Raw genomic sequence first — 19,624 nt, 5'->3', positions numbered from 1 at the left:
TTTAGAGTAGCGCAAGTTTATCGGAGCGGTTTCATATGGATGAAAAAGAGCGATCTCAACGTCGTTTTAGTATCGGCAACCAACTTATGTTGGCGGTATTAACGTTGAGTTTAATCTTTACGGTCATCATTTCTACAGTGAGCTTATATCGAGTTTTTCACGAAGATTTAGCCCATTTAGATGTTGAATTAAAGCAGGTTGAGTCTAGCTATTTATCGAGTTTTTCTGCGAGTTTGTGGGTAGAGGATAGGGAGCTGTTGCTGACACAAGCTCAAGGTGCAATGCGTATGCCCTCGGTGGACTACTTACGTATTGCTAGTGAAGACGAAGTTATCATTGAATTAGGTTCGGCGCTTTCTGAGGATGTTGTCGAGAGAAGCTGGCCGATGCAGTATCGGGTCGGCGATAAAACGTATGATCTCGCGATATTAACGGTTCAATCGGATCTTAGCGCGATATATGAAGATCTTTGGCAGCAGTTCTTTTTTCTACTTACGACAGAAGCGATCAAAATTCTTGTCCTCATCATTGGTGTTCTTTGGGTGGCGTTTCGCTTGTTGGTCAATCCGTTACAATTGCTGTCTGGTGCGGTGAGCGATTTTCGTGGCGGTACAGTGCCGAGTAAAGTGACTCTCCCTAAACGATGGTGCTTTGATGAAGTGAGTGTTTTGGCAGAGAAATACAACCGAAGTGTTGAGAAAGTGAAAGAGCACCAGACTGAGTTAGAGGCTGAACGCGATAGGGCAGAAGTCGCTAATCGTAAGAAAAGTGAGTTTCTTGCCACTATGAGTCATGAGATCCGCACACCGATGAATGGCATTATTGGTGTGTCGTCGTTGCTCAATGACACCGACCTCGATCCCCAGCAAAAAGAGTTTGTAGAGATCATTGACAGTTCTTCTCACTCACTAATGACGATCATCGACGACATTTTGGACTTCTCTAAAGTTGAAGCTGGCAAAGTAGAGCTAGAATACACGAGCTATGATCTTCGCGAGCTACTTGACGATGTCATCAGTTTACATAGTGTCAAAGCCAAGCAGAAAAACTTACAGCTGCTCAGCGATATTGATCCTCACTTGCCAACGGAAGTGCAAGGTGATGCCACACGATTGAAACAAGTTCTGAACAATTTGTTGAGCAACGCGATTAAATTTACCGAGCGCGGCCATGTGAAGCTTCTTGTAGCGTTATCTCGACTTGATGGAGAGACCGCTCATATCCGGTTTCGAGTTGTGGATTCTGGTATTGGTATTGCGAAAGAGCACCAACAAGCAATCTTCGAACGCTTCCAACAAGCTGATGGTAGTACCACCAGAAAGTATGGTGGGACAGGGCTTGGTTTGGCGATAGCTGCACAGTTGGTTAACTTGATGGGAGGGGAAATACAACTAACAAGTGAGCTTGGGCTGGGAAGCTGTTTTGAATTTTCGATTCCTGTTGCTGTAATAAATGCGCAATCGACCTATACCGACCAACTTAATGTATTAGATTTCCGGAAAGCGGAAGACAACGAAATCAGCCCTCAAGATAATGATAAACCTTGGGTATTGGTTGTTGAAGATACCATCGTCAATCAGAAGGTAGTTCGCATCATGTTAGAAAAACTGGGTGTGCGAGTGAGTGTCGCCAACCATGGCGAAGAAGCATTGCAGCTGTGTGATCAGCAGCCTTTCGATTTGATTTTTATGGACTGCCAAATGCCTGTGATGGATGGGTTTATTGCTACGGAGCGAATTCGAAAAATGGGAGAGTGGGGGAAACACGTTCCAATTATTGCGCTAAGTGCCAATGTCATTAAAGAGGATCAGCAACATTGCTTCGATGTCGGGATGAACGAGTTCGTGGCTAAACCCGTTACCAAGACTCGATTACAACAAATATTCGAACAGCATTTACCAAAAGCACTGAAAATCAGCGCTGTGCCTAAATAGTTAACTTGAAATCGATCAAGTTAAGTGCGTTTCTATTCTGTAATTGTAACTCTGTGTGATATAGTGCCCGGCTAGTATTTAAAGTACCTTGAGGCTGTGAATGTCGTTTAATCTATCCCTATTGCCGCCTGACGAAAAAAACAAAATCGAACTGGATAAGCAGGCGTCGTTTTTGGTTTGGAAGCTCAGAGAGGCCAAATCTGGTCCTGAAGCAATAGAAGAACAGTTGTCCAAGATTAACGATGCTGATGAAAAGGCGTTTTTCCAGCAATCGGTCGAAAAGTACAAACGAGTAATGGGTGTCGCTTAACGCGAACCGTGGCAATGGTTCAATCCAATGCGACGAATGAGGTAACCTCCCTATTCCTTTGCTAAGCGAAATTGAAAAGGTTTCGCTTTTTGCTAAAATCCTTCGCATTAAATTTGAATTTAGAGAGACATCCCGATGGGAAGAAGTTTTGAAGTGCGCAAAGCCTCTATGGCGAAAACTGCAGGCGCGAAAATTAAAGTTTATTCCAAATACGGTAAAGAAATTTACATGTGCGCGAAAAACGGTGGTGGTGATCCAGACATGAACTTGTCTTTGAAACACCTGATCGCAAAAGCGAAAAAAGACCAAGTTCCTGCGCACGTTATCGATAAAGCGATCGACAAAGCGAACGGTGGCGGTGGTGAAGACTACACTCCAGCACGTTACGAAGGCTTCGGCCCTGGCGGTACTAGCGTTATCGTTGACTGTCTAACAGACAACGGCAACCGTACTTTCCAAGATGTACGCCAATGCTTTGTGAAAGTCGGTGCGAAAATTGGTGTTGAGGGCTCGGTTTCTCACATGTTCGATCACCAAGCGGTATTCCAGTTCAAAGGCGACGATGATGAAATCATCCTAGAAACGCTAATGATGGAAGACGTAGACGTTACTGACGTTGAGCTAGAAGACGGTGTTATCACTGTATTCGCACCTCACACAGAATTCTTCAAAACAAAAACTGCGCTTAACGGTGCATTCCCAGATCTAACGATCGATGTTGAAGAAATCACATTCGTTCCGCAAACTCATACGCCTGTATCGGGTGAAGATGCTGAGAAATTCCAGAAATTCCTAGATCTTCTAGATGACTGTGATGATGTTCAGCAGGTTTACCACAACGCAGAGCTGTAATTAATTCGCTCATATCGTTGTAAAAAGGCTTCCTTAGGGAAGCCTTTTTTGATCGCTTTTTCTCAAGCAACGCTATGCGTTACGATATTTGGAATAACACAGCGACATGATTACACCAAAACAGATACCTTGAGTTAGCATCGCCGTGCCGCCATAGCTAAAGAAGGGAAGTGGGCTACCCATTACTGGCAACAAGCCACTCACCATGCCCGTATTGATAAAAGCATACAGAAAAAAGCTCATCGCTAATGCGCCACTTACCAGCCGACTAAAAAAGTGGTCAGACTGACATGCAAGCAACATAACGCGTGCAGTAATAAACAAGTACAATGCGAGTAAGACTAAACTGCCAACAAAGCCCCATTCTTCCGCATAGGTCGAAAAAATAAAGTCCGTATGACTTTCTGGAATAAAGCCAAGTGTTCCCTGCGTTGCATTCATCCAACCTTTGCCTTTCATACCGCCTGAGCCAATCGCAATCAAAGATTGGATGATTTGGTAGCCCGAACCCAGTGGATCGGACTCAGGGTGCAAGAACTGTGTTACACGGCTCTTTTGATAGGTTTCCATAACGAAGAACCATAAAATAGGTGCTAACGTTAAAATGCTCGCAATAAACCCGCATATTATTTTCCAGCTCATGCCAGCCAAAAACAAAACGAACAATGCATAAATGACGGTAAAAACTGCACCGTCTAAATCCGGTTGTAGCGCGATTAACCCGGCAGGAATCATTGTAATAAGTAAGCAAAACGCAATTTTCCGACTGTCTGGTCGACCTCCTTCAATATGCAGCATCCAGGCGATCATGATTGGAATGGAAAGTTTGATTAGCTCAGACGGTTGAAAGCGGAAGAAGCCGATATCGAGCCAACGTTGAGAGCCATTGGTGCTATCACCAAATAAAGCGACAGCAAGTAGCAGAGCAACCGCAATAATGTAGAGATATGGAGCTGAGCGCTGATAGCTGGACGCTGGAATCGAGGACATGACCAAGATACAAACTAATGTCAGTCCGCAGCGCGCCAAATGTTTGAAGAGCATCGCCTCATTAAAGCTACTGGCACTCCAGAGAGTGAGCGAACTTAACAGCATGATCGGAATGATCGCCATTAGCAGTGGCAAATCAACTCTTGGGAAATAACGCTTATTCATTTTCAACGACCTAATAACGCACCTATTTTGAGTGCGAAAACAACTAAAACTCGAAGAGTTCAAACTATTCCGATGCTAAGAATCTCGATTTCGAAACAACAGACACCATGCAAAGGTGTGTAAGAAAGGAGAGTGCGACACTGTCTGTTATGGGTAGCTGTGGGATGGATAAATACACTAGCCTCAGATTTTAAGCCAGTGTTTTTATTGTGACTGCCGTAAAAATGTAGAGTTACGAATGAGCGGAATTGTATTTTCTGTTTAAGTGAATGTCATTCATCCTCTCTCAATACCATTCACTCTGCATAACTGCCATTGGTCGCATGCAAAAGCAGCGTGCGACCTTCTCCCTTAATCTGAAACCATCAAATCACATTCAACTAAGGACAGTACATGATGGTTTCTCAATCTCGCTCAATCAAAGCTCTTAAACTGGCAAGTACGTTTATCGCCGCATTTGCACTTAGCAGCAATCTGGCTCTGGCTAACCCAAGCGAGCGCACACTCAGTCAATTCAACCAAGCGGCGCAGGGTGACTCTGGCTTAGTTGATACTGTTTATGGCGAACTATCCAAACAACTCGAAGAGCAGGGCGCAACGCCGGTGACCTTGGTTTACTTGGGCAGTGCTGAGACGTTGCAAGGTCGTGAGGCGTTTATGCCTTGGAACAAGATGAAGTTCACCGAGCGCGGTCTTGCCACAATCCAAAAAGGCTTGGATTTAATGGCGAACCAGCCAGTACCACTGCAAGAGCAACAACGCTTACAAGGCTTGCCGGAATACCAGCTAGCTACCGCCATGGCAGCTACTACGTTTACCTCTCTGCCAGACATGTTCAATCACTTTGAGCGTGGCTACGAGCTGTACCTTTCTCTGCTCGATGAACCGAGTTTTAGTCAGCAACCTTTCGCGGCTACTTCGTGGATTTACCGTTATGCCATTGAAGCGGCACTGCGCGCTGAAGATGTTCAACAAGCCAAAATATGGTTAGCGCAAATGGAGCAATTGGGCGACAGCAATCTAGAAACGCAAACCGCGAAAGCGTTGCTAGCCAAGTATTAGGGAGGCGTCATGATCGTTTTTAATCAACTCAGTCGCGATTACGCCCTTGGCAACCAAACGGTGCGTGCATTGCGAGACGTGTCTGGTGAAGTGTTTGCCGGCGAAATGGTGGCATTGTGCGGGCCGTCTGGTTCAGGCAAAAGCACCTTACTTAATGTGCTTGGCATGCTGGATACTCAATACCAAGGTCAGGTGACATTTGCAGGCAGCCCATACCCAACCGGACAAATGCAGGCTGCAAAAATGCGCCGTGAAAAGCTTGGTTTTGTATTTCAGAAATTCAATCTTGTGCCCGTGATGACAGCGTTAGAGAACGTGGCGTATCCGCTACACCTCAACGGTTTTTCAAAAGCGGAACAAACCGAGCTCGCTACACAAATGCTAGAACACGTTGGCTTGGGCGAGTTTATTCATCACATGCCCGATAACTTGTCGGGCGGTCAGCAGCAGCGTGTGGCAATTGCTCGTGCGTTAGTACACAAACCGGCGCTGGTGATTGCTGATGAGCCAACCGCAAGCCTTGATAGCCAAACTGCCAACAAGGTCATCGACATTATGAAAGGGCTCGGACACGAGCTAGGCACCACTTTTATCGTCGCCACTCACGATCCTCGCATGGCATCCCGTTGTGATCGAACCATTGAGTTGGTGGATGGCAAAATTACCCAAACGCACGCAAGTGTGGAGGAGGTTTCATGGGCAAGCTAATTCCTATTTCGGTTCGCCTTGCTTGGTTGAACCTGCAACGCAATCGCCGTCGCAGTTTGTTGTCGATGTTGATCATTGCCATTGCCGTGTTTGCGTTAACCAGTGCGGGCGGTTTTGGTCTGTACACCTACGACAGTTTGAAAGAGTCGACAGCGCGTGACACGGGGCATCTGACGTTAACCACGCCGGGTTATTTCGCCAAAGAAGAAGAGATGCCACTGAGTAACGGTTTAACTCACGCCGACGACATTACCAAGCAATTGATTGGGTTGAATGAAGTGCGAGGCGTGCAGCCACGAGTTGAGTTCAGTGGTTTGATTTCCAACGGCAACAAGTCATCGATCTTTATCGGCATTGGCGTGAACGAGCGCGAATTCGATATGAAAGGATCGTTTTTGGATGTGCGTGAAGGGCAAACGCTGTCCAACATTCACGCTTCGCGTTATGACCCAGCAGAGCCAGAAGTGATGCTTGGCGTTGATTTGGCGAACAACCTAAGCGTGCACGTTGGCGATTGGATTACCTTGCTGGCGACAACTACCGATGGCGCATTGAATGCGTATGACTTCAAAGTACGTGGCATCTACTCAACCGGCGTGCCTGAGCTTGATAAACGCCAGCTTTACGTACACATCAACAGCGCGCAATCGCTGCTCGGTTCAGACAAAGTCAGCGCGTTATCTGTCTTCCTGTTCGATACCAGTTTAACGAGCCAAGTCGAGCAACAAGTGGTTTCGGTTCTGATTAAGCAAAAGCAGAACTTTGGCGATCAAGATATTGAGATTACGCCTTGGCAAGAACGCGCGTTCTTCTATCTCAAAGTGAAAGATTTGTACGACCGCATCTTCGGCATCATGGGCGCAGTAATGGCGTTGGTGGTCTTTGTCGCCCTGTTCAACACCATGACCATGTCGGTCACCGAGCGTACACGTGAAATCGGCACCTTGTCAGCACTTGGTAGCTACCCTCGCGAAATCATTGCTGGGTTCTTGCGCGAAGCAGGCTTACTTGCCGTGATTGGCAGCTTAATCGGCGCTTTGTTCACTGCACTAGTCACCATTTTACTGATGGTCGTGGATGTGCAAATGCCGCCACCGCCAGGACGCACAGAAGGTTACCCATTAACGATTTACTTCTCTTGGGAGCTGGTGGCTATAGCAGGATTCGCAGTATTGATGATTTGTTTGGTTGCGGCGTTTTTCTCGGCGCGCAAAGGGGTGAACAAGCCAATTACGGAGGCACTGATTTATGTTTAATTTCAAATCACTATTACCAATTGCATTGCTGACGGCAAGCGGCGTTGTAAGCATGAATGTCAGTGCGAATGAAACAGCGTTAGATGCACAGCAAGTCGCGCAATTGATTGAAAAAGCCGACAGCTACCGCTTGCAAGATGATTCCTCCAAAGTGGTGTCACTGGTGCGCTTATATCAAGACCAAGAGTTAGATAAAACCCGCCTTTACCACGTGTACACGCGTCCAAATCGTGAATCGCTGGTGGTATTCAAATCGGCGGTTGAAGCAGGGCAAAAGATGTTGATGATGGGCGATAACTACTGGCTGCAAATGCCAAAGAGCCGTCGGCCTATTCGAATTACGCCAATGCAAAAGTTGCTTGGTGAAGCGTCTATCGGTGACATATCAACGCTGACGTGGAGCCAAGATTATCTAGGTGAATGGAAAGCGACAGAAACTGTTTCGGTGAACGGAGAAAGTGTCTCGGCTTATCACCTTGCGTTAACCGCGAAAACCAAAGGGGCGAGCTATCAGAAGATCGACTTGTGGTTGTCTGAGCAAGATGCGTTTCCAATTAAAGCTGATCTCTACTTGCGCTCGGGCAAACTCGCCAAGCAAGCGCAATATGGGCGTGCAACTGACAACGGTGAAGACTACGTCAGTGAGATGACCTTGCTTGATAGCATTCAGCCGAGCAAAAAGACCGTTATCGAGTATCAAGAGATCGTGCCTTGGCAGCTGGATAATAAGTTCTACAACCCAAGTTATTTACCGAAAGCCAACACGACTCAGCTTTAGTCTGATCTTTGCAAATAGAAGCATGAAAACGAGCAAGGAAGTCACATGAAATCGCACCAGCCTAACCTTAACAAAAGCACCAGTTTGTTGATTGCTGCGTCGTTGTGTGTGGGCGCAGCAGTCCCTGCTTTTGCCAATGATGAGCTGAGTTTTGAGTGGGATTGGGCTGTCAGTTACGAAACTGCCAAGCAGCGTGATAGCGCGTTTATGCAGGCGCAGGGCAGTTCTCGTGATTCACTTAATGCACTGTTGGATGTGCAGGTGAATTATCAGAACTTCAGCGGCTTGTTTGCTCTGTACAGCCAAGGGTTGTACCTCAACCAACAAGGAGAGAGTGACTGGTGGAGTGAAGCTGATAACCAACTGTTGATTCGAGAGCTGGCTTGGCTAGGGGAGTGGCAAGTTGGTGACACCACACTTGATGTGAGCTTAGGTAAGTTGCGCGTTGATTGGGGCGTGGGTTATGGCTACCGACCCTTAGATCTGTTTAAGCCTTATCGACAAAACCCTGTTGGTTTAGTCGCAGAAGAGGGGGCGGGTGTGTTTTCACTTTCACACTACGATATGGAAGGCGAGTGGACGGTGATTGCGACGGATTCAAGCTGGGGGCAACAAGACCAAAGTGCACTGGATCAAGCCGCAGAGCAGCAAGGTGTTGGTATTCGTCGTTATGCGCTGGTGGGTGATACCGAGTATCAACTTATTGGTTATTACGATGATGTGCGCCGAGGTTTACTTGGCGCCAGTGCCATCGCCGTGTGGGATGAATCCATCGCCATGCACGGTTCCATGCTGTGGCAAAAGCAAAGTGTCGGCTATCAGTTTCAGCAGGATGATCTTTACCAACCCGTTTCGGTTGAGGACCAGGGCAGCGCATTCCAAGCCTTAATTGGGTTGAATTGGGCAAACCAAGCCGGACACAACGTGATTGCTGAATATTGGTACGACAGCCGTGCATGGTCGAAAGGCGAATGGCAACAAGCAATAGAGCGTGGCGAATTACTCTCTCAGATCCCCGACCATAATGTATCTCTACTTGCGACAAGCTACGCCCAAGGGTTTCAGCATGCCAATATCGTTCAGCATAACGTAATGCTGCACTGGAGTTGGGATTTGGAAGCGTGGGCTGCATGGAACGGTAAAGCGGATATGGGCTGGCTAAGTGATGTAACCCCTACGTTGGATCTGATGCTGTCGCCACAAGATGGTGGTGTGATTGTCACGCAGTGGCTTAACTACCAATGGGTTGATACCGGCGATCAAAGTGTAGAAGTGGAAGTTGCCGCACGCTTTTTAACCGGAGACGACCAATCTGCTTACGCACAAATCAATGATAAGCATATGATTGTATTTAACATCAAAGGGAAATTCTAAATGTGTTCAGCAAAATCAGTGGTGAAAAGTGGATGGCCGCGTAGCTTATTAGTGACCACGGCATTTTGTCTCTTTATTGCAGCAATGACGCTCTCGGTTTGGGGCGGTCCATTTTACATTCATGTGGCGGTTAGCTTTGGATTTGGCTATTCGGCTATCTTCTTCTCATGGCTTGTCGACCGCCTGTTTCCTACCATTCCTCGTTTGGCGGAAGTGGCTATATCGCTGACGGCTTGCCTATTGTTTGGTGTGGTGAACGCCCAGCTTTGGCTTGGGGAGTACTTCGGTATCTCGAGCATGCTGTCGGTTGGTCTCATGGGATTGTTATTCAGTGCCATGTGCTTTTTCTATTTCTATTCACGCGAGCAACATGCGATCGCTCAGCGAGAGTTGGAAGCCATCAAGCGCGAGAAAGCCGAGCAAGATCGTGTGCTGTTGCTGAGTCAGCTTAAGCAGATGCAAAGCCAGATTGAGCCGCATTTTCTATTCAATACGTTGGCGAATATCAGCGCGCTCATGTCGCAAGATGTCGATAAAGCTAAGCTGATGCTAGAACAATTAACCGCACTGTTGCGTGCAACGCTTAAAAGCTCACGCGAAGAACACACCACCATAGACAATGAAACGGCGTTAATTGAGGCTTATTTAGGTATTCAACAAACTCGTTTGGGTGATCGACTCAGTTACAAGATTGAGGTGGAAGAGGGACTAGGCAGAACCGAGTTACCGCCGATGATGCTCCAACCCTTAATCGAAAACGCCATCATCCATGGTATTGAGCCAAAGCGAGAAGGTGGTGAAGTCAGCTTGCTCATTAAGCGCGAACAGCAGAACTTGAAGATTGAAGTCAGAGACACAGGTGTTGGATTGAATCACGTGAGTGGGCACATGGGCTCTGGCGTGGGTCTAAGTAATCTCAAGCAGCGAGTTGAAGCTTTGTTCACAGGGCAAGGAGAGGTCTCTATCAGTGAGTCTGCTCAGGGTGGCGTTTGTGTTCGCCTGAGTTGGCCAATGGAATCGTAATCAAGGAAGAAAGGAATGAATACAGGGTTTACTGCCATTATTGCTGATGATGAACCGCTATTGAGGCGTCATCTTGATAAAAGCCTAGCTGAAGTGTGGCCAGAGCTAGAGGTAATAGCCAAAGTCGCCGATGGTGAACAAGCGTTGCAAGCCATTGAGCAAAGCCAACCTGATATTGCGTTTCTCGATATTCGTATGCCAGTTTTGGATGGCATGACATTAGCGCAAAAACTCAATCAACTCGCCAACCCGACTTTGATTGTATTTGTTACCGCGTACGATGATTACGCCATAAAAGCCTTTGAGCAAAATGCCGCCGATTATTTGCTCAAGCCTATCTCGGATGAGCGCCTCCTGACGACGTGTGAAAGAGTGAAAGCACGTCTTGCTAAGCGAGAGCAAGAAAGCAGTAATGTGCAGATGAGCAGCCTGTTAGAACAGTTGCAGCAATTATCCGCGCCACAAACACCGCAATATCTTCAGTGGATCAAAGCGACGCAAGGGGAAGATATTCATCTGATTGCCACGTCTGATGTGTTGTATTTCAAAGCGGAAGAAAAATACGTTTCTGTGTATGCCCAACAAGGACAAGGCAAAGTGCAGGAGTATTTGATTCGTACATCGTTGAAAGAGTTGATAGGGCAGCTTAACCCAGAACAGTTCTGGCAAGTGCACCGTTCAAGCGTGGTGCAAGTGTGCAAAATTAGCAAAGTAAACAAAGACTTTGCAGGCAGAATGTTTGTTCACGTTGGAGAAACTAAGCTCGCTGTGAGCCGTGCATCTCAAAGTTTGTTCAAAGGGATGTAATCGCTAGAACTGCTCACTCTTTACACTGTAAACTTGCTGCTTATTTGCTTCTGCAACGAAAACAAAAAGCGCCTAGGTCATAAGACGTTAGGCGCTTTTGTCGTTTTATAGCGACGATTTCTCCGAAGAGATGAATGGGCTTATTCGCTGATCGTCACTTTCTCGATAATGATTGGATCGCATGGTACATCATCGTGACCAAACTTAGAGGTCGTTTTTACTTTCGCGATGCGGTTTACGACATCCATACCCGCGGTCACTTTACCAAACACTGCATAGCCCCAGCCTAGGTTGGTGGTTGCGGTGTAGTCTAGGAAATCATTGTCTTCCAAGTTAATGAAGAACTGTGCCGTTGCAGAGTGCGGAGCATCGGTACGCGCCATTGCGATAGTGCCAACAAGGTTCTTTAGACCACGGTTTGCTTCGTTCGCAATCGGGGCGCGTGTTGGCTTTTCTGCCATGTCTTCTGTATGACCGCCACCTTGGATCATAAAGCCGTCAATAACGCGGTGGAAAATGGTGCCGTTGTAGAAGCCATCTTCACAGTATTTTTTGAAGTTTTTTGAGCTAACTGGTGCTCGTTCTAGGTTCAGTTCAATCTCGATATCACCGAAATTGGTGGTCATGATAATCATCTGGTTTTGCCCTTGTAGGTGCTAAGTTGGCGGCATTATAGCTAAGTCGTATGAGGATAGCAGAAATAAAAACAGCGACGTTTTGGCGTCGCTGTTTGCATAGTGAATGGGTGAGGAAAGCGTTAAACCGTAAAGCGACCGACCAAGTCGTACAGCTCGTTAGCTTTGTGGTTAAGGTTGCCGCTGCCTGCACGGTTTTGGTTGGCAAGGTGTGCCGATTGGCTGCTTTGTTGAGAGATCACTTCAATACGTTGTGAAATCTCTTGCCCAACTTGGCTTTGCTCTTCGGTTGCCGTTGCGATCAAGGTGTTCATGTCCATGATGTTAGCAATTGCGGCTTGGATTTCTTGCAGTGCGGCAGAGGCAGCTCGTGCTTCCTCAACCGTTGCTTCACCACGCGCTTGGCTTGAGCCCATGGCTTTCACTGCCGCATCCGAGCCAGACTTCAATTGCTCAATCATTTGGTGAATTTCGCCTGTGCTGTCTTGAGTGCGACTCGCCAGTTTACGAACCTCATCGGCAACGACTGCGAAGCCGCGACCTTGTTCGCCTGCACGGGCTGCTTCAATGGCTGCGTTCAGTGCCAATAGGTTAGTTTGCTCGGCTATATCCTGAATCACTTCCAGAGAAGAAGAAATGTTTTTTACGTCGCTCTCTAAACGAGAAATCACCGTGCTGGCTTCCGACACCTCTAGCGCGAGTGCTTCGACAGAGTTCGCTGCTGAATCAACAATGTGTTTTGCTTGTTGTGAGTTTTCATCGGCGTCTCTGGCTGATTGCGCTGCTTGGTTAGCGTTGTTTGAAATCTCGTGCGCCGTTGCTGTCATCTCGGTCATTGCCGCTGCGACTTGTTCGGTCTCTTCACGTTGACCAGAAGCTAATTCATCCACTTGCGATGCACGCTGTGACATCTCGTTGGTCTCTGAAACCACTTCTTGTCCTACGTGGCTAACGCTCTTAATGATGCCTTGCAGGCTTTCAACGAAGATATTGAAGTTACGGCTAAGTTGGGTGAACTCCGGCACGCTCGATTCTTCCATGCGAGCGGTTAAATCTGCATCGCCTTGCGCGAAAGAGTGAATTGAAGCATCAAACTGCTCAATAGGCTTCATGATGCTGCGGTTAACAAACACGGCAAAGACTGCAACTATCGCTGTAATCGAGGCACAAAACAGGGCTATCGCAGTTAGTGTGGTGTTGAGATCTTCGTGTGCGGCTTTTTCCATGTCTGCCACAATGGCGTCGATATCGTCCGTGTAGAAACCCGTTCCCAACATCAAGTCCCATTCAGGAATAAAGACTGAGTAGCTCAGTTTCGGTAGTGCTTCACTCTGACCGAGTTTCGGGAAGTAATAAGTCGTGAACTCACCAGTTTTGGCATTTTTTAGCAAATCCTGAATCAGGTAATTGCCTTTCTTGTCCTGCAAGTTATAGAAGTTTTCCCCGATGCCTTTGGTGTTTTTACCCACCACGACGCGAACGCCTTTTGAATCATAACCAAAGATGTAGCCGGATTGACCAAACTCTAGTTGTTTCAAGATAGGCAGAGCCTCTTCCAGTGGGGCATTTTGTGCGAGTAGCGGCTCGACAGCGGAACGCGCCATTTGTACGTAACTTTTGAGTTCGGCTTTTTTCATCTCCATCATTCGACTTCGAGTTTGCTCAATCTCGTGCTCGTTGTAGGCCGTGGTTTGTACGTAGGTGAACCACATCATGCCTATTGCCATAGTTAGAATTGGAATTATTGAAAGGATATATAGTCGTTTTCTGATCGTCAGATTCATAGAGACGTCCTTCTCTCGGCGCAGCGTTACAAGTGACAAGCTGAATAAGCTTGCCTGATAAAAGTGTTAATACTTATTGTTGTAATGCTTAGAGATTAACCGAGTTACTCAATCAGAAGTACTGGAAATTTGTAAATCTAGACGAAGGTCGTAGCATTTTTAAGCGGGATCACAATTAACGTGAACACGACCCACTATTGCAACGAGAAGTCCCCGTTAACCAATATGAGACGCGATACCTATTCTTTGCGAATTTCAGGTAAAGCCAGTCAGCAACAGGTTTAACGAGGCGCCAACGCAGTGGAGCGTAGAGCCAACCGCGACCAACTAATTGCCACGCACGATGAGTCACGTCCAACCCAAGCAGAAGCTCCCCCTTTTCGTTGAGGGCGTGCAAAATGGTGTTGGCTTGTTCAGGATCGATCTGAGGATAATCTGCGAATGCATCACTATAGATATCGACGGTTTTGATTTGCTGCTTGGCATCGCGTTGTTTTAGCGCCTTCATCTCTTTGGCACAAAGCGGGCAGGTTCCGTCATAAAATATGGTGAGTTTTGTCATTGCGGTTTTCTTGTTTGAGATTTTCTAATCGCTTTTACGTGGCGAATTTTCTTTTGGTTCATTGTTTTGCAAGTAATGCAGCCAATTGTCGCGAATGTTGCCGTAATTGAATTGGCAGAACTCTTTGCGATCACGCAGGTAGTCTTTTTCTACTTCATCGAGTAAGGCTTTGTATTGCTCAGGATCACTACCGTACACCAGACATAACGTTGAAAAGTAACGCTGCAAATCAAAGCTGTGTTCGTCAATGTACTCGCCAAAATCGTAGTAGTCCGGTCTGTCGTCGGATTCGAATGCGAACATGTCGGCGGCGCTAATGGCCATATCTGCGCCATCTTCTAGGAAGTCAATCATTAAAATAGTGGCAAAATTATCGACCGCATCTTCTTCTTTTCCGAGAACAGGGATGCTTTGATCTTCGATGTAAGCATGTCCAGCTTCATGAAGTAAAGTGTGCAATAACGTATCTAGCGCCCCTGTTTTTGGGGATTTTCCGAAGCGTTCTTCATACTGATTATTGGAGAAGTAATTGAGCGACTCCAAATAAAAAGTGTAAGGAACGTATATTGTGTGTGTATCAGGGTCATACATTGGACCATCTTCTCCGCCGTAAACCAGCGTGAGAGCTTTATCAAATGGAAAGTAGGCCTGAGATAGCTCAGCAAAGATGGTGTTTACATCGCTGCTTTGAATCGATTGTTGGGCGATTTTTTCATGAGTTGTCTCTACGGGAGAATATTGAATACGAATGTTTTCAGCTGCTGTAGCTGATGAGACGACGCTGAGTAATAGCGCAGCGCAAAGCGAATGAATGTTCATGTGGGACTCTTGTTATTGAATAACTTGTATAAAAAATTATACATGTTTTTGCCTGATGCATAGTTGGGGTTGTACTCATTAGCCAAAGTCGGGACGTCGGTCTCGAAAAGCAATCATGATAACATCGCATATTTCGGCTGCTTGGTTCTCTAGGGCGTTTATCAAGACCTCTTGGATAAGAACGGCGGTGAAGTTATTAGCTATGCATCGTATTCTAAGAAGCTTACTGAGTAACTGTGCTTCGATCTTTATCTGTAAAAATGATAATAGGCAGTTAATCATTGCAAGGTTTAACCATGGGGTTGGTGAATGTCACTGAATTGAAGAAAATTATCAGCGATATGTTATAATCCTGCTCCGTTGTGACGAAAACGTTTGTTGCAGCCTGAGAGTTTCCTTGGATTCGGCTCGTTTATACACCATGAGCCAGAGTTGAAAAGCTACGACAGGAACAGGCAAACCCAATTGTTTTGAACGCGCTCTCGGCGTTTAGCGGTTACAACGGGAAGGAACTTTGTTTGATAGTAATTGACACATTCTGTTTAAGTAAGGGAGCCCGAAGTGGTTCAGAAAGTGTCACCCAGAATTTACTCACAACACGACACCCCAAGCGATAACGCACAGGTATTGCGAGGGGCCATTTGAAGGAGCTGTATCAGCTCCTTTCACATTTAAGGGCTTGCTAACAGCGTAAAAACTGACACATCGCTTAAGGAGCGCCCCTTAAACTAGCCTAAGGCGCATCTACACCAACTTTTTGAGTATTTTCGAAACAATAAAGCGAGAAAATTTGCTATTGAACGAAGGTTAAACTAACACTCATTCATTACGGAGAATGAAGAGAACAATAATAAGAGGCGATATGAATCATTTAATATCTGTAGGTGCACTGGAGTCCTTCTTGGTCGCAATCAGTGTGCTTTTCCTGGGGCATTTTATTAATGCTAAGCTACCGATTTTAAAGAAATTCAACATACCTGAGCCGATTGTAGGTGGTCTTATTGTGGCCTGCATGATTACTGCTCTTCATTTCAACGGCATCGACTTAGAGTTCGACTTGCCATTACAAAATACGTTTATGTTAATGTTTTTTGCGACAGTTGGTTTGGCCGCAAATTACACTCAGTTGATGAAAGGAGGTGCGAAGGTTTTTATCTTCTTAGCTGTCGCATCGTTTTACATCATCATACAAAACGGCGTTGGCGTTTCACTTGCGGCGGCGCTCGGTTTAGATCCTTTGATGGGGTTAATTGCTGGCTCGATTACTCTGTCAGGTGGTCATGGTACAGGTGCTGCGTGGTCACAAACCTTTCAAGACGTGTATGGATTGGATAACGTCTTAGAAATTGCAATGGCATCAGCGACTTTTGGTTTGATCATCGGCGGTATCATTGGTAGCCCTGTAGCGCAGCGTCTGGTGGAAAAGAACAGCATAGAGTCTGAGTATGGTCGTGGTGGTCGAGATGCCAAAACTCACGAGAAATTCCCGGAGTTGGTGACTTACAATGAATACGAAGAAGATAAAGTAACGGCGAAAAAAGTGGTGGAGAAACTCTTCTTCCTACTGATTTGTGTTACTGGGGCCAAGTATGTCGAGCAATGGGTAAGCACGTATGAAATCTCATGGCTGATGATTCCAGACTTCGTATATGCGCTATTCATTGGTGTGATCATTACGAATTTCTTGGAAGTGACCAAAATTCGTAAGTTAGATGCCGAAACGGTCGATATGTTAGGTACGGTATCGCTATCTCTATTCCTAGCGATGGCTCTGATGAGCTTGAAGTTATGGAATATCTTTGATCTAGCGATTCCATTCTTGGTTATTTTAGCTGTGCAGTCTGTCGTCTTAGCTATCTTTACGTACTATGTTACGTTCAAAGTGATGGGAAGCAACTACGATGCTGCGGTTATTGCAGGGGGGCACTGCGGTTTTGGCTTGGGTGCAACCCCAACAGCCGTAATGAACATGGGTTCAATCGTTAACCGATTTGGCCCGTCGCCACAAGCATTTATGGTGGTGCCAATTGTGGGCGCTTTCTTTATCGACATCGTCAACTTAATTATCTTGCAAGGCTACATTTCATTCCTTGGTTAAAGTTAAGTGGATGAGCTCCTAGAGGCGAAATAAAAACGGTCACAACACTGGTTGTGACCGTTTTTTTATGACTTGGTTTGGTCGTTTATTGAACGAAGAATTATTGGATAGTTCGGCTGAACTTGAGGCTAGCTGTCCAACCAAGAATATCAATGAAGGCGTAAATGCCGACGTTTAACCAACCCGCTTGAGGAATGGCATTGAATGGGTTTGGTGTAATAATGGCGTGCAGCGGAAGGTAAAGCACTTCGGAGAAAAACTGATCTAGTCCGTAGAAACCAAAAAGTGCGATAGGCATCCAACGCAGCGCATAAATGGCGATAAACAAAATGACCAGTGGTGAGTTCACTTTTTGTGAAATAGCCATCGCAGTTAATGCCAGCGGTAACAGCAGAATACCGGCGAACAACATTCTGATTAAAAACTCTCCCCAATGCAGCAGCACGTAACCTAACGAGGCTTGGCGGTACAATAAAGCCAATTGGTGATCAGTAGAGATGTTCAGCAACCACAACATTAAATTTGCAGCGAGTACGAGCACCGAGCAGACGAGCGGAATCACCAATAAGCCAAATCCTAGCTTCACTAAATGGGTTTTTATGTCACTGACAGGCATACTGCGCCAAAACATAATGCTGCCTTCCGCCCGTTCTTTGCGTAGCGTTCTTGGGAAGTACTGAACGGCTAACAAGATAGACAGCAGCCCTGCTCCTCCGGTAATCAACATATTGACATCATCACCAAGCTCTTTGTGAATGTCACTGACATCGCCACCAAAGCTCATTTGGAAAAACATATTGTGTTGTAGAGTGTCGTTACTCATTAAACTCACAAAGAGAATAACTCCACACGCCAACACAAACAGTGGAATACGTAAAACAAGAGGGTTTTCTAACCACTCTTTTTGCAACATCGCGACAACTGAACGCATTACGCTGCCTCCTTCTGCAATGCTAAAAATAGATCCGCTAACTTCACCCCATGGATGGAACCCATTGTTTCTGCTTGTTGGGCATACTGGGCTTTGAGTAACCATTTCGTTGAACCGAGGCCTTTTTGTGACGAGAGTGGGTTCATCGCTTCAATTTGTGTGCGGTGCTCGTCGTTGGCTTCAAGAATGAAATAGTCTTCACTGATACTGTCCATCGAGGTTTGCAGAACGGGGCGACCATGCTTAAGAATCAGAACATCTGTCAGCAAGTGCTCAATCTCTGATACTTCATGACTGGCGATGATCAACACGCGCTCGCCGTCGTGAAACCATTCCAATAAGTGACGATAAAACGTCTCGCGATACACGAGATCTAACCCGAGTGTCGGTTCATCCAATATGAGGATTTGGGTGTTGGTCGCGATCACAATCGCGAGGTGTAATTGCACCTTCATCCCTTTGGATAAAGATTTGATACGCGCACGAGGTTTGATGTCCGTTTGACGAAGTAGCGTATCTGCTTGGGCGCGATTGAACCCTGGGTGCACGCCCTCGGTATAGTTAAGCAGTTGAGCAACGGTCATCCAATCTGGCAGAACGTTGACATCCGAGATGTAGGATAAGCTCTGCATTATCTTGTCGCGTTGCATAATGGGTTCAAATCCGTTGATACGAATAGTGCCCTGATATTCATGTGCACCGAGTAGGGCATTAATAAGCGTTGATTTACCTGCGCCATTATGGCCGAGTAAGCCAAGTACTTGTCCTGCATGTAGGTCGAAACTCACTTCATGCAGTGCTTCTCCTTGTTGCTGATATTGCTTGGAGACGTTGTTTACACTGACTAATGCGCTCATTGGTCACCTTTCAAGTGTGGTATTAGTTGTTGAATGAATTCGTCGAGTGACATATCCAGACGCTGTATTGTGTCGGCTATCTGTGGAATTTGTTGCTGAAGAAAACGTGCCTTCTCGTCTGCGAGTAATTTGAGCTTTGCTCCTGAAGCGACAAACATACCTTGACCGCGTTTTTTCTCCACTAGCCCGTCATCAACAAGCAATTGATAGCCTTTCATAACGGTGAGGTGGTTAATTTTCATATCTGCAGAGATGCTACGGACGGAGGGCAGAGCATCGCCTTCTTGCCAGACACCTTGCAGTATTTGCTGCGTGATCTGGTCTGCCAACTGTCGAAATATCGGTTGGCGATCATGCCAATTAGTCATGAGTGAATCTCTTGGTTGAGATGGTGTTATATATATGTATAACACCTAGTGTATTAGAGAGAAAGTAATAATTTAAAACCTAGTGTATCCGCCTGTCTCATTCGCTCTAAATATCCACCTATGTGGTCGTTGTTTTGAGGTTTTGTTTTATATGGAAATTAATTGCTTCTCATAAGTTGAGAAGTGTTGTTTTTCTCTTCCCATCAATACACTTATCACCTGTTCTAAATTAATATTCTCACTGAATGATAATTAGCATAATTTTAGCTCTGCCTATTTCTTACTTGATGAGAATTGATGGTCAAAGAGGC

At 46.1% G+C, this 19,624-nt stretch carries 19 protein-coding genes; 11 read left to right on the top strand and 8 right to left on the bottom strand.

The features are described from left to right. Positions 1 to 35 precede the first annotated feature (35 nt). From R7O12_RS09835 to R7O12_RS09825, 3 genes are all read left to right on the top strand, one after another. A complete protein-coding gene (locus tag R7O12_RS09835; RefSeq protein ID WP_042522309.1) occupies positions 36 to 1,934 on the top strand; it encodes an ATP-binding protein in 1,899 nt (632 codons plus the stop codon). 100 nt (positions 1,935 to 2,034) lie between these two features. Further along, entirely contained in the window at positions 2,035 to 2,244 is a 210-nt protein-coding gene (locus tag R7O12_RS09830) for a DUF3283 family protein (RefSeq protein WP_005374484.1), read from the top strand. Between the two features lie 135 nt (positions 2,245 to 2,379). Further along, positions 2,380 to 3,096, top strand: coding sequence for a YebC/PmpR family DNA-binding transcriptional regulator (locus tag R7O12_RS09825; protein ID WP_005374482.1), 717 nt, complete (start codon positions 2,380 to 2,382; stop codon positions 3,094 to 3,096). Positions 3,097 to 3,168: 72 nt separating this feature from the next. Here R7O12_RS09825 and rodA read toward each other — a convergent pair whose 3' ends face one another. Continuing rightward, positions 3,169 to 4,251: a rod shape-determining protein RodA gene (gene rodA, locus R7O12_RS09820; RefSeq protein WP_017821057.1), complete on the bottom strand. Its 1,083-nt coding sequence runs from the start codon at positions 4,249 to 4,251 to the stop codon at positions 3,169 to 3,171. A 393-nt stretch (positions 4,252 to 4,644) separates the two neighbouring features. On the opposite strand from rodA, the gene R7O12_RS09815 reads away from it, so the two are divergent. From R7O12_RS09815 to R7O12_RS09785, 7 genes are read left to right on the top strand one after another with little or no spacing between them, the layout of a single operon-like run. Then, positions 4,645 to 5,313, top strand: a complete 669-nt coding sequence (locus tag R7O12_RS09815) for a hypothetical protein (protein ID WP_005383200.1) — start codon at positions 4,645 to 4,647, stop codon at positions 5,311 to 5,313. 9 nt (positions 5,314 to 5,322) lie between these two features. Continuing rightward, complete coding sequence (locus tag R7O12_RS09810) at positions 5,323 to 6,021, top strand: ABC transporter ATP-binding protein (protein WP_005448872.1); 699 nt, start codon at positions 5,323 to 5,325, stop codon at positions 6,019 to 6,021. Further along, the gene (locus tag R7O12_RS09805) at positions 6,009 to 7,277 is read left to right on the top strand and encodes an ABC transporter permease (protein WP_318125787.1); all 1,269 of its coding nucleotides are present in this window, start codon (positions 6,009 to 6,011) and stop codon (positions 7,275 to 7,277) included. The genes R7O12_RS09810 and R7O12_RS09805 overlap by 13 nt, the downstream gene beginning before the upstream one ends. Next, positions 7,270 to 8,055: an outer membrane lipoprotein-sorting protein gene (locus tag R7O12_RS09800; RefSeq protein WP_248486071.1), complete on the top strand. Its 786-nt coding sequence runs from the start codon at positions 7,270 to 7,272 to the stop codon at positions 8,053 to 8,055. The genes R7O12_RS09805 and R7O12_RS09800 overlap by 8 nt, the downstream gene beginning before the upstream one ends. 45 nt (positions 8,056 to 8,100) lie before the next feature. Continuing rightward, entirely contained in the window at positions 8,101 to 9,429 is a 1,329-nt protein-coding gene (locus tag R7O12_RS09795) for a hypothetical protein (RefSeq protein ID WP_318125786.1), read from the top strand. Then, the gene (locus tag R7O12_RS09790) at positions 9,430 to 10,452 is read left to right on the top strand and encodes a sensor histidine kinase (protein ID WP_318125785.1); all 1,023 of its coding nucleotides are present in this window, start codon (positions 9,430 to 9,432) and stop codon (positions 10,450 to 10,452) included. A gap of 15 nt (positions 10,453 to 10,467) precedes the next feature. Further along, positions 10,468 to 11,259: a LytTR family DNA-binding domain-containing protein gene (locus R7O12_RS09785; protein ID WP_318125784.1), complete on the top strand. Its 792-nt coding sequence runs from the start codon at positions 10,468 to 10,470 to the stop codon at positions 11,257 to 11,259. A 140-nt stretch (positions 11,260 to 11,399) separates the two neighbouring features. Here R7O12_RS09785 and R7O12_RS09780 read toward each other — a convergent pair whose 3' ends face one another. The 4 genes from R7O12_RS09780 to R7O12_RS09765 all read right to left on the bottom strand — a co-directional run bounded on the left by R7O12_RS09780 (position 11,400) and on the right by R7O12_RS09765 (position 15,059). Continuing rightward, positions 11,400 to 11,894 (bottom strand): peptidylprolyl isomerase, encoded by a 495-nt coding sequence (locus tag R7O12_RS09780; RefSeq protein ID WP_318125783.1) that lies wholly within the window; start codon positions 11,892 to 11,894, stop codon positions 11,400 to 11,402. Between the two features lie 122 nt (positions 11,895 to 12,016). After that, positions 12,017 to 13,678 carry a methyl-accepting chemotaxis protein gene (locus R7O12_RS09775; protein WP_025768726.1) on the bottom strand — a complete coding sequence of 554 codons (1,662 nt, stop codon included), beginning with the start codon at positions 13,676 to 13,678 and terminating at the stop codon, positions 12,017 to 12,019. Positions 13,679 to 13,853: 175 nt separating this feature from the next. Continuing rightward, positions 13,854 to 14,240, bottom strand: coding sequence for a thiol-disulfide oxidoreductase DCC family protein (locus R7O12_RS09770; RefSeq protein WP_031780806.1), 387 nt, complete (start codon positions 14,238 to 14,240; stop codon positions 13,854 to 13,856). Positions 14,241 to 14,264: 24 nt separating this feature from the next. Continuing rightward, on the bottom strand, positions 14,265 to 15,059 hold the full coding sequence (locus R7O12_RS09765) for a DUF4344 domain-containing metallopeptidase (protein ID WP_005383215.1): 795 nt from the start codon (positions 15,057 to 15,059) through the stop codon (positions 14,265 to 14,267). A gap of 862 nt (positions 15,060 to 15,921) precedes the next feature. Between R7O12_RS09765 and gltS the strand changes: the two genes are divergently transcribed. Further along, positions 15,922 to 17,157 (top strand): sodium/glutamate symporter, encoded by a 1,236-nt coding sequence (gene gltS / locus R7O12_RS09760; protein ID WP_005374448.1) that lies wholly within the window; start codon positions 15,922 to 15,924, stop codon positions 17,155 to 17,157. A 100-nt stretch (positions 17,158 to 17,257) separates the two neighbouring features. Here gltS and R7O12_RS09755 read toward each other — a convergent pair whose 3' ends face one another. Genes R7O12_RS09755 through R7O12_RS09745 form a run of 3 tightly spaced genes read right to left on the bottom strand, consistent with a single transcriptional unit; the run spans position 17,258 to position 19,313 of the window. After that, entirely contained in the window at positions 17,258 to 18,088 is an 831-nt protein-coding gene (locus R7O12_RS09755) for a hypothetical protein (RefSeq protein WP_318125782.1), read from the bottom strand. After that, on the bottom strand, positions 18,088 to 18,945 hold the full coding sequence (locus R7O12_RS09750; RefSeq protein WP_005383221.1) for an ABC transporter ATP-binding protein: 858 nt from the start codon (positions 18,943 to 18,945) through the stop codon (positions 18,088 to 18,090). The genes R7O12_RS09755 and R7O12_RS09750 overlap by 1 nt, the downstream gene beginning before the upstream one ends. Next, positions 18,942 to 19,313 (bottom strand): GntR family transcriptional regulator, encoded by a 372-nt coding sequence (locus R7O12_RS09745; RefSeq protein ID WP_318125781.1) that lies wholly within the window; start codon positions 19,311 to 19,313, stop codon positions 18,942 to 18,944. Before R7O12_RS09745 ends, R7O12_RS09750 begins: the two co-directional genes overlap by 4 nt. Positions 19,314 to 19,624 lie beyond the last annotated feature (311 nt).

Source organism: Vibrio sp. Vb1574 (assembly GCF_033338675.1).
This window is presented reverse-complemented; position numbering and strand designations above follow the sequence as displayed.

Excerpts from the sequence above, each read along its gene's own strand:
- R7O12_RS09835 (WP_042522309.1), top strand. The coding sequence starts at position 36 with ATGGATGAAAAAGAGCGATCTCAACGTCGTTTTAGTATCGGCAACCAA.
- R7O12_RS09830 (WP_005374484.1), top strand. The coding sequence starts at position 2,035 with ATGTCGTTTAATCTATCCCTATTGCCGCCTGACGAAAAAAACAAAATC.
- R7O12_RS09825 (WP_005374482.1), top strand. The coding sequence starts at position 2,380 with ATGGGAAGAAGTTTTGAAGTGCGCAAAGCCTCTATGGCGAAAACTGCA.
- rodA (WP_017821057.1), bottom strand. The coding sequence starts at position 4,251 with ATGAATAAGCGTTATTTCCCAAGAGTTGATTTGCCACTGCTAATGGCG.
- R7O12_RS09815 (WP_005383200.1), top strand. The coding sequence starts at position 4,645 with ATGATGGTTTCTCAATCTCGCTCAATCAAAGCTCTTAAACTGGCAAGT.
- R7O12_RS09810 (WP_005448872.1), top strand. The coding sequence starts at position 5,323 with ATGATCGTTTTTAATCAACTCAGTCGCGATTACGCCCTTGGCAACCAA.
- R7O12_RS09805 (WP_318125787.1), top strand. The coding sequence starts at position 6,009 with ATGGGCAAGCTAATTCCTATTTCGGTTCGCCTTGCTTGGTTGAACCTG.
- R7O12_RS09800 (WP_248486071.1), top strand. The coding sequence starts at position 7,270 with ATGTTTAATTTCAAATCACTATTACCAATTGCATTGCTGACGGCAAGC.
- R7O12_RS09795 (WP_318125786.1), top strand. The coding sequence starts at position 8,101 with ATGAAATCGCACCAGCCTAACCTTAACAAAAGCACCAGTTTGTTGATT.
- R7O12_RS09790 (WP_318125785.1), top strand. The coding sequence starts at position 9,430 with ATGTGTTCAGCAAAATCAGTGGTGAAAAGTGGATGGCCGCGTAGCTTA.
- R7O12_RS09785 (WP_318125784.1), top strand. The coding sequence starts at position 10,468 with ATGAATACAGGGTTTACTGCCATTATTGCTGATGATGAACCGCTATTG.
- R7O12_RS09780 (WP_318125783.1), bottom strand. The coding sequence starts at position 11,894 with ATGATTATCATGACCACCAATTTCGGTGATATCGAGATTGAACTGAAC.
- R7O12_RS09775 (WP_025768726.1), bottom strand. The coding sequence starts at position 13,678 with ATGAATCTGACGATCAGAAAACGACTATATATCCTTTCAATAATTCCA.
- R7O12_RS09770 (WP_031780806.1), bottom strand. The coding sequence starts at position 14,240 with ATGACAAAACTCACCATATTTTATGACGGAACCTGCCCGCTTTGTGCC.
- R7O12_RS09765 (WP_005383215.1), bottom strand. The coding sequence starts at position 15,059 with ATGAACATTCATTCGCTTTGCGCTGCGCTATTACTCAGCGTCGTCTCA.
- gltS (WP_005374448.1), top strand. The coding sequence starts at position 15,922 with ATGAATCATTTAATATCTGTAGGTGCACTGGAGTCCTTCTTGGTCGCA.
- R7O12_RS09755 (WP_318125782.1), bottom strand. The coding sequence starts at position 18,088 with ATGCGTTCAGTTGTCGCGATGTTGCAAAAAGAGTGGTTAGAAAACCCT.
- R7O12_RS09750 (WP_005383221.1), bottom strand. The coding sequence starts at position 18,945 with ATGAGCGCATTAGTCAGTGTAAACAACGTCTCCAAGCAATATCAGCAA.
- R7O12_RS09745 (WP_318125781.1), bottom strand. The coding sequence starts at position 19,313 with ATGACTAATTGGCATGATCGCCAACCGATATTTCGACAGTTGGCAGAC.